General features: G+C 62.4%; 12 protein-coding genes. 2 read left to right on the top strand and 10 right to left on the bottom strand.

From position 1 onward, the window contains the following. Positions 1–2: 2 nt before the first annotated feature. The 9 genes from cheD to AC1D2N_RS07960 all read right to left on the bottom strand — a co-directional run bounded on the left by cheD (position 3) and on the right by AC1D2N_RS07960 (position 8,020). On the bottom strand, positions 3–557 hold the full coding sequence (gene cheD / locus AC1D2N_RS08000; RefSeq protein ID WP_018244796.1) for a chemoreceptor glutamine deamidase CheD: 555 nt from the start codon (positions 555–557) through the stop codon (positions 3–5). After that, a complete protein-coding gene (locus tag AC1D2N_RS07995; RefSeq protein ID WP_003556488.1) occupies positions 554–943 on the bottom strand; it encodes a response regulator in 390 nt (129 codons plus the stop codon). The genes cheD and AC1D2N_RS07995 overlap by 4 nt, the downstream gene beginning before the upstream one ends. Beyond that, positions 944–1,987 carry a protein-glutamate O-methylesterase CheB gene (gene cheB / locus AC1D2N_RS07990; protein ID WP_018244795.1) on the bottom strand — a complete coding sequence of 348 codons (1,044 nt, stop codon included), beginning with the start codon at positions 1,985–1,987 and terminating at the stop codon, positions 944–946. Next, positions 1,984–2,892 (bottom strand): protein-glutamate O-methyltransferase CheR, encoded by a 909-nt coding sequence (gene cheR, locus AC1D2N_RS07985; RefSeq protein ID WP_026230582.1) that lies wholly within the window; start codon positions 2,890–2,892, stop codon positions 1,984–1,986. Before cheR ends, cheB begins: the two co-directional genes overlap by 4 nt. Beyond that, complete coding sequence (locus AC1D2N_RS07980) at positions 2,889–3,356, bottom strand: chemotaxis protein CheW (protein ID WP_012756045.1); 468 nt, start codon at positions 3,354–3,356, stop codon at positions 2,889–2,891. The genes cheR and AC1D2N_RS07980 overlap by 4 nt, the downstream gene beginning before the upstream one ends. Before the next feature lie 4 nt (positions 3,357–3,360). Then, on the bottom strand, positions 3,361–5,652 hold the full coding sequence (locus tag AC1D2N_RS07975) for a chemotaxis protein CheA (protein WP_018244794.1): 2,292 nt from the start codon (positions 5,650–5,652) through the stop codon (positions 3,361–3,363). 17 nt (positions 5,653–5,669) lie between these two features. After that, the gene (cheY1, locus tag AC1D2N_RS07970) at positions 5,670–6,035 is read right to left on the bottom strand and encodes a chemotaxis response regulator CheY1 (RefSeq protein WP_003545492.1); all 366 of its coding nucleotides are present in this window, start codon (positions 6,033–6,035) and stop codon (positions 5,670–5,672) included. Next, entirely contained in the window at positions 6,032–6,328 is a 297-nt protein-coding gene (locus tag AC1D2N_RS07965; RefSeq protein WP_003545491.1) for an STAS domain-containing protein, read from the bottom strand. Before AC1D2N_RS07965 ends, cheY1 begins: the two co-directional genes overlap by 4 nt. Positions 6,329–6,391: 63 nt before the next feature. Continuing rightward, positions 6,392–8,020: a globin-coupled sensor protein gene (locus AC1D2N_RS07960; protein WP_477981061.1), complete on the bottom strand. Its 1,629-nt coding sequence runs from the start codon at positions 8,018–8,020 to the stop codon at positions 6,392–6,394. An 830-nt stretch (positions 8,021–8,850) separates the two neighbouring features. On the opposite strand from AC1D2N_RS07960, the gene AC1D2N_RS07955 reads away from it, so the two are divergent. Beyond that, positions 8,851–10,272 (top strand): ArnT family glycosyltransferase, encoded by a 1,422-nt coding sequence (locus tag AC1D2N_RS07955; protein WP_018244792.1) that lies wholly within the window; start codon positions 8,851–8,853, stop codon positions 10,270–10,272. Between the two features lie 6 nt (positions 10,273–10,278). Here the strand turns inward: AC1D2N_RS07955 and AC1D2N_RS07950 are convergent, their stop codons facing one another. Then, complete coding sequence (locus tag AC1D2N_RS07950) at positions 10,279–10,584, bottom strand: helix-turn-helix transcriptional regulator (protein ID WP_018244791.1); 306 nt, start codon at positions 10,582–10,584, stop codon at positions 10,279–10,281. Between the two features lie 34 nt (positions 10,585–10,618). Here AC1D2N_RS07950 and ybaL point away from each other — a divergent pair, with 34 nt between their 5' ends. Then, on the top strand, positions 10,619–12,439 hold the full coding sequence (ybaL, locus tag AC1D2N_RS07945; protein WP_130651729.1) for a YbaL family putative K(+) efflux transporter: 1,821 nt from the start codon (positions 10,619–10,621) through the stop codon (positions 12,437–12,439). The last annotated feature ends 32 nt before the right edge of the window (positions 12,440–12,471 follow it).

The following is a 12,471-nucleotide window of genomic DNA, read 5'->3' as shown; positions in this document are numbered from 1 at the left end:
CATCAAAAAAATTCGATACTGGTTTCGACGGGCTTCTGCGGAGCGGCGGGACGCTGCTCGAGAGCGACAGTTCTCTGCGTTTCGGCGCCGGTCAGGGGGTATTGCCGCGCACGACCGGAGACCGGCCAATATTCAAGCTTGCGTCCATGCTCTCCACCGGTCGAGGAACCGACCACCGGAATGCCTTCATCCCTCAGGAACTGCACGGCGAAGGCCGCGTTCTGCTCACCGACATTGGAGAATGTCGAGATCGTCTTCGCGCCGCCGAAGATTTTTGCTTCCAGCCGGTCGCGCCGGGCGCCCTGCTTCAGGAGGCCGTTGATCAGCAGTTCCATCAGATGCACGCCGTACCGCGTGGCATCGCCACCTGAAGTCGGCGACGTCGCCGAACCGGGTAGCAGAAAGTGGTTCATGCCGCCGACACCGGCGACAGGATCTCTGAGGCACGCAGCCACGCACGAGCCGAGAATGGTCGAGAGGACCGCATTCGGATCGCTCAGAACCTTGTACTCGCCTTGAATGATGTGCACGCGGCGGGCTGCCCCCTCAGTGATCATTTCAGGGCTCCAAACACGGCTTCGATGGCCGCTTTCATCTTCTCGATCGTGAACGGCTTGGCGAGCACGTTGTTGGCGCCGAGCTGGGCCGCCTTCTGCACCAGCGCGCGGTCGCCCTGGGCGGTCAGGATGATGAAGGCCGCCTTCTTGGTGTTCGGGTTGGTGCGAACAGCCTGAAGGAAGCCGATGCCATCCATCTTCGGCATGTTGAAGTCCGAGATCACCAGGTGGTGCGGCTGCTCGGCCATGATCTTCATGCCCTGCTCGCCGTCGCCGGCCGAGGTGATCTGCTTGAAACCGAGCTGGGTCAGCGCGTCGCTGAGCAGCAACCGGCTCGTTACCTGATCATCGACGATCAGAACTTTGATTTTCTCCGCGATCGACATTTATTCGGTCCCTTCCTTTCGGGCGGCTGTCATTTTCAATATTTCTTCACCGATGGCAGACAGCGGGAGCTGCTGCTCAACGGCGCCAAGTTCGTGGGCAACCCTTGGCATTCCGTAAACGACACAGGTTTTTTCGTTCTGGCCGAGCGTTCTGGCGCCGGCGTGGCGCATTTTCAACAATCCGGCGGCGCCATCGCGGCCCATTCCGGTCAAAATCACGCCGACGGCATTACGGCCCGCCAGTTCCGCGACCGAATCGAAAAGTACGTCCACCGAGGGGCGGTGACCGTTGACCGGTGCCCGGTCAATGAGACGGCAGCACGGCGCCGAGGCGCTGCTGACCTGGAGGTGACGCTCGCCGCCGGGCGCCAGATAGATCTTGCCGATTTCGAGACGGGCACCATCGGTCGCTTCCTGCACCACCGGCGCACAGAGGCGGTTCAGCCGTTCGGCGAAGCTCTTGGTGAAGGTCGGCGGCATATGCTGGGTGATAACGGTCGGCGGGCAATTCGCCGGAAATTTCTGCAGCACGGCGATCAGCGCCTCGACACCGCCGGTCGACGAGCCTATCGCGACGATCTTGCGGCCGACGCGGAAATCGGCGACCGAGGGTGGTGGCGCGACGGCGGCAGCAGGTTGGGTATACTGGCGTTGCGTGCGCGCGGCGGCCTTGACCTTCTCGGCGAGGTCGCCAAACGGCCTGAGTTCGCCCGGCGCCGGCTTGCCGACGCAGTCGAAGGCGCCGATCTCCAGCGCCGCAAGCGTCGCCTCGGCGCCGCGATGGGTCATGGTGGACACCATGATCACCGGCATCGGACGCAGCGTCATGATCTTTTCGAGGAAATCGAGACCGTTCATGTTCGGCATCTCGATGTCGAGCGTCACGACGTCGGGGTTCAGCCGCTTGATCGCCTCGCGCGCTTCCAGCGCATCGCCGGCCTGGCCGATGACGTTGACCTCGGGGTCGGAACTCAGCACGGCGGTGATCAGGCCCCGCATCGTCGGGGAGTCGTCAACAACGAGAACTCTTGCCGGAGCGCTCATGCCTTCCTCCCGAGACCTTTGGCCGTATAGCGATAGGTCGTGATGCCGATATTGTCGAAGACGTGTTTTGCCTCACCCGAAACGCGCTCGGAATGGCCGATATAGAGATGCCCGCCCTCCGGCAGCAGACCGGCGAAACGCTGCCAGATCTTCATCTGCGTCGGCTCGTCGAAATAGATGACGACGTTGCGGCAGAAGATGACGTCGAACTTGCCCTTGAACGGCCATTGCGCCATCAGGTTCAGCTCGTTGTAGGTGATCAGCCGCTTCACGCGGTCGTCGACCTGGAACTTCCTGCGGCCCTGTATCTCGACTTCGCTGAACCATTGCTTGCGCATAGCCGGCGACACGGTTTCAAGCGCGCTCTCGTCATAGGCGCCGGCCCGGGCGATCGCGAGAATCTTCGGATCGATGTCGGTTGCCAGGATCTTGAAGTCGTAGTCCGCGACATTCGGCATCAGCGACAGCACCGTCAGCGCGATCGAATAGGGTTCCTGCCCATCGGAGGAGGCGGCTGACCAGATGCGCACCCTGCCGCCCGATCTCGCCCGCTGTAGAAGTTCGGGCAGGACATGGTCGCGCAGGTGGTCGAAATGGTGGTTCTCGCGGAAGAAGCGGGTAAAATTGGTCGTCAGGTGCGAAAGCATCTCGCGGCGCGGCGCAGCACCCGCCGGCGAAGCGACGAGCTCGCAATATTCCCGAAAGCCGGACAGACCGAGATTGCGGATATGCTTCGATAGACGCGAATAGACCAGCGACGCCTTCGTCTCGTTGAGGAAGATGCCGGCATCGGAATAGATCATCGCGGCGATCTCGGTGAGGTCGCGGCGCGTCAGCGGATATTCTCCGCTCGCCAGGACCTCGTCGGATCCCTGCCTCTGATCTTTTGCGCCCATTACACTCATGCGGCTTCGCTTTCGGTCTCTGGAAAGAGGGATTCGAGTTCGATCAGGCAGATCATTCGCTTCTCGATGGCGAGAATGCCGCGGGCAAATTGACGCTCGAGTTCGGAGGAGATCTCGGGCGTCGGCTGGATGGTTTCGTCGGTCACCGTCAGGATATCAGAAACGGCGTCGACCAGGAGGCCGACGACCTTACGCCGGACCTGGGCGACGATGATGACATGACGGGCAGTCGGATCGGCCGGCTTCATGCCGAGCCGGGCCGCAAGATCGATGATCGGCAGCACCGCGCCGCGCAGGTTGATGACACCCAGCATATAGCCAGGCGAATGCGGCATCGCGGTCGCCGGGGTCCAGCCCCGGATTTCGCGAACCGACATGATGTTCACGCAAAATTCCTGATCCCCGATGCGGAACGCGATCAGCTCGCGATCCCCCTCGTTCAGATTTTTTACAGTGTACGACATTCCCTTAGCCCACCGCTGCTAACGACATTTCCGCTTTGAGCGACTGGCCGCGCGAGGCGCCGACAACCGCGTCGACATCGAGGATGAGAGCCACGCGGCCGTCGCCGAGGATTGTGGCGGCAGCAATGCCCGGCACGTGGGTGTAGTTTGCTTCCAGGCTCTTGATGACCACCTGGCGCTGACCCTGGATGGCGTCGACCATCAGGGCGCGCTGGCCGCCGCCTTCGGATTCCACCAGAAGCGCCACGCCCTCGACCGGATTGGCCTGGGTGGCGCGGAAGTTCAGGATGCGGCCGACATCGACCAGCGGGCAGAAGCTGTTGCGGATCGAGATCAGCCGGTGGTTGGCACCGAAGGAATGGATCGCGGCAGCTTCCGGCTGCAGGGTTTCGACGATCGCGGTCAGCGGCACGACCAGCGTCTGGCCGGCGACGGTGACTACCATGCCGTCGAGGACGGCGAGCGTCAGCGGCAGGCTCATGGTGAAGACCGAACCGTGGCCCGGCTTCGAGGTGATGTTGATGCGGCCGCCGAGCGCCTGGATCGAGCGCTTGACGACGTCCATGCCGACGCCGCGGCCGGAGATGTCGGAGATCTTGTCGGCCGTCGAGAAGCCCGGCAGGAAGATCAGGTTGTCGATTTCCTCGTCCGACAGGTTGGCGTCGGCCGGGATGAGGTCGTTGTCGATCGCCTTCTGGCGGACCTTCTCGCGGTTGATGCCGGCGCCGTCGTCGGCAAGCTCGATCAGGATGCGTCCCGAACGATGCTTGGCGGTGAGGCGGACCGTGCCTTCGGTGTTCTTGCCGGCAGCTGCGCGCTTTTCGGGTGTTTCGATGCCGTGGTCGACGGCGTTGCGGATCATGTGGGTCAGCGGCTCGGCCAGCTTGTCGATGACCGTCTTGTCGACTTCGGTGTTTTCACCTTCAGTGATGAGGCGGATCGATTTGCCGGTCATGTCGGCGATTTCGCGGACGATACGCGACATGCGCTGGAACACCGGCTTCACCGGCTGCGCGCGGATCGCCATGACCGAGTCCTGGATCTCGCGGGTGAGCTGCTGCAGCTCTTCGAGGCCCATATTGATCGAGGAGGTGCCGGTCGTGTCATTCTCGATGACACTCTGCGACAGCATCGCCTGGTTGATGACCAATTCGCCGACGAGGTTGATCAGGCGGTCGACACGGTCGAGATCGACGCGGATCGTCTGGCCGGCACCGGCGGCATTGTTCTGGGCGGCAGCACTTGCTGCGGCCGCTGCGGCGGCTGCCGATTCCTTCTTCTCGACGCGGGCGGCGGCTGCGGCCATCTGCGTGACGTTGGAGGCAGTTTCGGCGGCGGCAACGGCTGCGGCCGTCTCCTCGGCCCGCGCGTCTGAGGCGGAAACCTCTTCCGTTGCGCCCGTTTCGTCCAGGATCGACAGATCGAAGGGGACCGGCACCATCGGCAGTTCGTCGTTGCTGGTCGCGTCCGCCCTTGCTTCTTCGACCGGCTTCACCGTCAGTTCGCAATCCCACTCGGCGAATTCGAAGACGGTGCGAATAGCGTCCTCGCCTTTGTCCGTCTTGATCGTGACGTTCCAGAAGAAATAGGCGCCTTCCGGATCGAGTTCCTCGAGGCCCGGCAGCTCATCCGTATTGCAGTAGATGGTCATTTCGCCGAGGCGCGAGAGGTCGCGCAGCAGCAGGGTGGCGTCATTGCCCTTGGAATAGAGTTCGTAGCGCGGCTTGAAGATGACTTCATAGGCCGGCATGCCGCCCGCATCGCCCTCGCCGCCAAAATCGTCAAAGGAAAAGGGGACTGGCTGGAAGCCGCTGTCGTCGGTCGGCTTGGGGGTCGGCGCCGGAGCGGCCGGAGCAGCCTTTGCGGCGGCCTTCGGCGCCGGCGCTTCGGACGATGCCGAGGGAGACGGCAATTCGCCGTTGGCCAACGCCTCAAGTTCCTTGACGAGGCCGCGGCTGCGGCTTTCATCGACGCTGCCGCCGTCGCGTGCGGCGTTCGTCAGGTCGGCGAGCACGTCGGCCGACTTCAGCATCACCTTCAGGACATCCTGATTCGGCTCAAGCTTGTTGGATCGAACGCAATCGAGAGTGGTCTCGAAAACATGGGCGAAGGCTACCAGATCGTCAAGGCCGAAGGCGCCGGCGCCACCCTTGATCGAATGCACGGCACGGAACACCGCGTTGACGGTTTCCGGATCGCGATCGCCATCATTCATTTTCAGAAGACCGGATTCCAGCTCGGCGAGCTGTTCCTCGCACTCCTGGAAAAAGATCTCTTTGATTTCGTTCATATCCATAGGAGCAAATCCTGGGTTTAAGCGGTTACACGCTCAATGGCATCGATCAGCTTGGCCGGGTCGAAAGGCTTGACGATCCAGCCCGTGGCACCGGCCTGGCGGGCGCGGTTCTTCTTTTCCGCATCGCTTTCGGTGGTTAGGACCAGGATCGGGATCGCCCGATATTTCTCGTTGCGGCGGACACCTTCGATGAAGCCGAAACCGTCGAGGCGCGGCATGTTGATGTCGGTCACGATGACGTCAGGGTTGGACTCTTCGAGAACCTCGAGGCCCTCGATGCCGTCTTCCGCCTGTATCGTCTCGAAGCCGGCATTGTTCAGCGTCACGAGAAGCATGTTTCGGATGGTGCGGGAATCATCCACGGTGAGCACTTTTTTCTTCATTGCCGAATCTCCTTGGCAAGCAGGTGGTCAATATTGACGCCAACCAGCTGCATCGTTTTCTGAAATGCGTCGGACACCTTGGAGAAGGTGAACGGCTGCTTGTCCTGCTCCCAGGTCTTCTCGGCGGACATCAGAACCTGGGCGCAAAGAGCACCGATCCGTTCGACGCCGGAAGCGTCTATCGAAAGACCGCTACCCCGGAGGGAGAGGAGTTTATCGCGCAAGGCGGAAGCCTCGTTGAGGTCGAGCACCGCTGTCAAATCCAGCGTCTTGCCACTCTTCTTTGCTGCCATCAGCTTTTCCTTGTCCCCTTATCCCCGGCCCAAAAAGACGAGCTGAGGCAATCATCCGATAGGTTAGTAAACATTCCGCCCACCTCCGACGCCTGCGAAGGGCTGTGGAAGGCCAAAATCGTCATTTTCGTATTCGTCCACGGCCGGTGCCGGACGGGCGGCGGCCTCGATGGCGCGCGGCGGTGTCACGCGAACCGGTGCTTGACGCCCGGCAGTGGCATTTTCCCGGGCGATGCGGAATTCGCGAATCGTCTGGCCGAGCTCGAGAATGACGGTGTGGAGGTGGTCGGCGCCTTCAGCGGAGCGCTCCGCAAGGCCGGCACTATCCGCCACTTCGCCACCCAGGCCCTTGACGTCTGAAGTCACGCTGTCGAGGTTGGCGGCATGTTCGCCGGTTCGAGTGGCGATGCCGGCGATGGCGGCGTTGATGTCGGTGACCTGACGCACGATGCTGCCGATCGAATCCTGCGTGCGCCCGACCATCTGCACGCCGGCGTCGACTTGCGCCTTGGTCGTCGTCACCAGCGTCTTGATCTCGCGGGCGGCTTCGGCCGAGCGCTGGGCAAGGGCGCGAACTTCCTGGGCGACGACGGCAAAACCGCGGCCGGAATCGCCGGCGCGAGCGGCCTCGATACCGGCATTCAGCGCCAGAAGATTGGTCTGGAAGGCGATCTCGTCGATCGCGCCGATGATCTGGCCGATCTTTTCGGCCGACTGCTCGATATCGGCCATGGCGCTGATCGCGCGGCCGACGACCTCGCCGCTTGCCTCGACGGCAGCGCGCGTCGTGGCGGCCGCCTGTTCTGCAGCGCGGCTGTCGGCAGCACCATCGCGCACACTGCCGGCGATGCCGGCAAGGGCCGCAGCGGAAAGCTGCAGCCGATCGGCCTGGCCAGAAGCCGTGCCGGCGAACTGCCGCGACAGACCGGCAAGCGAGCCCGTCGCCGCTTCCGCCTTGACCGTGCACTCGGTGATGGCGGCGAACTCGGCCTGGAGGCCATCCAACGCTCCGTTCAGCGCGGCGGCAATCCCGGCATAGACGCCGTCGACGGGCGCGCGTCGCGTCAGGTCGCGTGCGGAAAGACCGTCGATGACATCGCCGAAGATCCGGGCGATCTCGGCCTCGTTGTCGGCGCGCTGGTCGGCAAGCGCACGCTGCTCCCCGGCGCGCAGCGCGTTGAAGCGGAGCGAGACGGCAATTTCCACATCGACCATGACAATGCGGATGATCGCCGTCATCAGGTCGGAGATTTCGCGGGTGCGGCGCTTGGCCGACGGCAACAGCGGACGGCCGGCGATCTCCTCGGCGAGACCGGAAACGACATGCTCCAGCATGACGGCATGGCCGGCCACGTGCCAGCGCGGGTCGAGGCCCATTTTGCTTTCGGTATCGGAGAGAACCTTGACGCGCTCGGCATAGAGGCTGTCGAACCGCGCATCCGTCAGCACGTCCCAATGCGAGGACTGCAGATCGTGCAGGCGGTCGACCTGGCGCTCGCTCTCGAAATTGCGCGAGGCGTCGGGGAATGACTGGAACCTGTGGAAGAGATCCCTGAGGCCCGCCTTCAGATGCGCTTCGAGGGCCGGCCGGTTGCGGCGCACCAGATCGCACTGGTCGGCGTCGAGACCGGCAAAGCGCAGGCGGTCGCGCAAGCTGCCTGCCTGCGCGCCACGAGCCTGATCTGATGGCATATCCTGCCTCAACGCCTGTCCCCAACCACTTTCCGGGCAAAGGCCCGGCCAAAAACTTTCGCAGCATCCGATGAACGCGAAGCGTGGAGACGGTCCTCACCACCGGTCGCAACCGGCGGATCGAGCCCCCTGATCAGCTATGTTTCGGAGCTGTCTGAAGAGATGGATACCGGATCAACCCGGTACGGCGGGACGGCGTCATGCCTGGTGGGAACGAGTGCATCTTCCCATTCCGACGTGTAACCCAATGTTTATGGTTAATTCCTTGCTTGAAGGTTAATAAGCCTTTCGCGGTGCAGGCTTTTGAAGCAATTCAAGGCCGTTCACAGCAAATACTGCTGCGGAGTTGCACGGCTGCTACAAGGCACACGCAAGCTCCGTGTTATATGCCGGTCGATAACCAAGACATGACGTCGACAAGGACAGAGCAATGATTGTTCTCGGATTGGGTTCCTGCTTGATTGCAATGACGCTGCTTGCCGCCGTCGCCCGTCTCGATTTTCTCGCTGCAAACCGCGATCTCCGCGCGCTTCGGGTGTTCTAAAGCGCATCGCGATTCTTTCGGATTCGCTCCTCGCGATTTAGCTCTCTGTTTTACGCATGTTGTTGTCGCAAAACCGCTGCACAGTTTTGCGCGACATGCATTAGAGCGCCGTGCGTCCTTTCGGACGCACAAAGGACGCTCTAACACTTTGAATCTACGCATCGTGCTTTCCGAAAATCGATTCCTATTTTCGGGCCGATGCACTAGACCCACCCTTCCCCGTTGGCAGTCCGGCACCTTTGGTGTATCGCACTCGCGCCTTTCATGTCAGCGGAACTATCGGTTCATGTCCCCCAGATCTGGTCTCCTCATCGTTCTTGGCTTCACGCTCTGGCGCGTCGTCACGCTCAATTTCGATGCGACGGACCTTTTCGTCGACGAGGCGCAGTACTGGTTCTGGTCGCAGAATCTCGATCTCGGCTATTATTCCAAGCCGCCGATGATTGCCTGGGTGATCCGGGCGATGACCGAGCTTTCCGGCTCCAACGCCATCTATTGGATCAGGCTGCTCGGACCGCTGATCCACATGGCGGCGGCACTGGTGCTGATGAAGACGGCAAAACGTTTCGTCGGGCCGGAGATCGAAGGCTGGACGGGCGCCACCTACATCACGCTCCCCGGCGTTGCGCTTTCTTCGGTGTTCTTCTCGACCGACGTGATCCTGCTGTTCTTCATCGCGATCGCGCTGCTTGCCTATTTCGGCCTGACGCAGCGACGCTCGGTCGGGCTGGCGCTCGTCATGGGCCTTAGCGTCGGCCTCGCCTTCCTGACGAAATATGCCGTGCTGTTCGTCGTTCCGGGCGGCGCGCTTGCCCTCCTCCTCATTCCGGCGGCGCGCATCGCCATCCGGGATTGCATCATCGCGGTCGCGGTCGCGGCCGTCGTCGCCCTGCCGAACCTCTGGTGGAACCTGCAGCACGACAACACGACGGTGCGGCATACGCAGGATATCGCCCATTGGAGCGAACTCGGTATCAATGTCCGTCGCGGGCTTGAATTCTTCTCCGCCCAGTTCGGCGTCGTCGGGCCGATCATCTTCTTCGCGATGCTCTGGGCGGTCTACCGTATGGTCAAGGGCAGGAGCGACGATCGGGAAAAGATACTGGTCTGGCTGTCGATGCCGGTGGTGGTGCTCATCACGCTACAGGCAACGGTCGCCAAGGCCTACGCCAACTGGGCGGTGACCGCCTATGTCGCCGGGACCATCCTTGCCGTCTGGCTGCTTTACCGGATGTGGCCGAAGGGCCTCAGGCTGTCGTTGACCATCAACGGCATCGCCAGCCTGCTTTTTCCGCTGGCGACGATCTTTCCGCATCAATTGCTGCTGCCGAACGGCGACGAGCTGATGAAGCGCTATCTCGGCCGCGCCGAGGTCAGCCGCGAGGCCGCCGCACTCGCCGCTCAAGCCGGCACCGACATCATCGTCACCGACAATCGCGACATGGTCGCCGATCTCTTCTATACGCTCCGCGATGCGTCCTACAGGATCTATGCGCGAGCGCCCGCGGGCCTTCCGGAGAGCTATTACGAGCAGGAATTCGCTCTGCCTGCCGACATCAGCGGCAAGGTGCTTTTCCTGACGGACGGGGCCTTCACCTGCGCCACCGAGACGCCCGAGGTGCTGAAGAACTGGCAGCCGACGGAAGGCAACTACAAGGGCAAGACGCTTTCCATCTACAAGGTCTCGGCCACCTGCCTGGCACCCTAAGCCGGTTCAGCCGGCTGGATCAGGCAGGCAAAGGCCGGTGCCCGCCCCTTCGATCTCCACGAATTTGACGCCGCCCTCCTCGAAGGCGAGGCGGAGCTGCGCCTCCGTCGCGCGGTGGATGTCGTGGTGCCGGCCTTCATAATCGCGGATGGTGCTGCGCGAGACGGCAGCCCTCTCGGCAAGATCGGTCTGAGTCCAGTCGAGCAGTCCGCGCGCCGCGCGACAGAGAGGGGGAGTGAGAATTGTTTCCCTTGCGCCTTGACCCATGATTTCAAGTTGCCCATATTGGTCGATATAGACCATATATGTCATATTACGAACGGGATTTCCAGATCGGGAGACAGCAATGCCACACGATACGCCCTTGATTTCGACAATCGTCGGCGGCCTCGTGCTGGCTTTCATCTTCGGCGCCTTCGCCCATCGGCTGCGGATGCCGCCGCTCGTCGGTTATCTCATCGCCGGCGTGCTTGTGGGGCCACATACGCCAGGTTATGTGGCGGATCAGAACCTTGCGCCGGAGCTGGCCGAAATCGGCGTCATTCTGCTGATGTTCGGCGTCGGGCTGCACTTCTCCCTGAAAGACCTGCTATCGGTGCGCGGCATCGCCGTGCCCGGCGCGATCGTGCAGATCGCCTTTGCGACACTGCTCGGCTGGGGGCTTGGCGCCTTCATGGGCTGGCCGACCGGCGGCAGTCTGGTCTTCGGCCTGGCGCTTTCGGTCGCCTCCACCGTTGTGCTCTTGAAAGCGCTGCAGGAGCGGCGCCTGGTCGAGACGGAGCGCGGCAGGATCGCCGTCGGCTGGCTGATCGTCGAGGATCTCGCCATGGTGCTGGCGCTGGTGCTGATTCCGGCCGCAGCCAGCATCGGCGGTGAGGGTCACGCTCCCGTCGAGCCGCTCTCGGCCGCGCTGAGCCGCCTGTTCGACCTCGATCTCGGCATCGGCGGCATGATAGCCATGACGCTGGTCAAGGTGGCGCTGTTCGTGGCGCTGATGCTGGTCTTCGGTCGTAAGCTCATTCCATGGACGATGCACCGCATCGCCCATACCGGTTCGCGCGAGCTCTTCCGGCTTGGAGTGCTGGCGATCGCGCTCGGCGTCGCCTTCGGAGCGGCAAAGCTCTTCGGCGTATCGCTGGCGCTCGGCGCCTTCTTTGCCGGCATGGTGCTTGCCGAAAGCGAGCTCAGCCATCGCGCAGCACAGGAAAGCCTGCCGCTGCGCGACGCCTTTGCCGTGCTGTTCTTTGTCTCTGTCGGCATGCTGTTCGATCCGAACATCCTGATCGACAAACCGCTGCCGATCCTTGCCACCATCTTCATCATCGTCATCGGCAAGTCAGTCGCAGCGCTCCTGATCGTGCTCGCCTTCAAGAAACCGCTCGGCACCGCGCTGACGATTTCGGCCAGCCTCGGCCAGATCGGCGAATTCTCCTTCATCCTCGCCGCCCTCGGCGTCGAACTGGGACTGCTGCCGGAGGAAGGCCGCGATCTGATCCTTGCCGGCGCCATCATCTCGATCATCCTCAATCCGCTGCTGTTTTTCCTCTGCGACCGCATGCGGCCGCTGCTGGATGGTGCAAAGCGCGAAGACGTCGTGGCGGACCCTGCTCCCGCTGCAGATGCGATAGCAGCGCAGGAGGAGATGGCGTCTGAAGATGACGAGGTGCACCCGACGGCTCTCAGCGGCCACGCCATTCTCGTCGGCTACGGGCGGGTTGGCAGCATCGTCGGACAGAATCTCAAGTCGTCAGCCACACCTTTTCTCGTCATCGAGGACTCCGACAAGCGCATCGGCGAGCTGAAGGTGCAGGGTATCGAAACCCTGGCGGGCAATGCAGTGATGCGGGAAACGCTCGACCTTGCCAATCTTTCCGGCGCCCGCAGCATTGCCATCGCCATCCCCAACGCCTTCGAGGCCTGCCGCATTGCCGAGCAGGCGCGCGGCGTCAATCCGTCGATCCTCATCGTCGCCCGCGCCCATTCCGACGCCGAGGTCGATGAGCTGAAGCACTATGGCGCCGACACCGTCATCATGGGCGAGCGTGAAATCGCGCTTGGCATGGTTGACCGGCTCGCCCAAGTGCATCATGAGAGTGTGCCCTATGAAGACGGGCATGGGCCTGATACAATTATGCCGACGGATGACCCTCCGCCGGGAAGAGAATGAGAGATTGGCGCGCTTTTGAGCCGATACGGGAG

Source organism: Rhizobium sp. P1_B8 (assembly GCF_056406515.1).
Note: the sequence above shows the minus strand (reverse complement) of the source record. Positions and strands in the feature narration are given on the sequence as shown.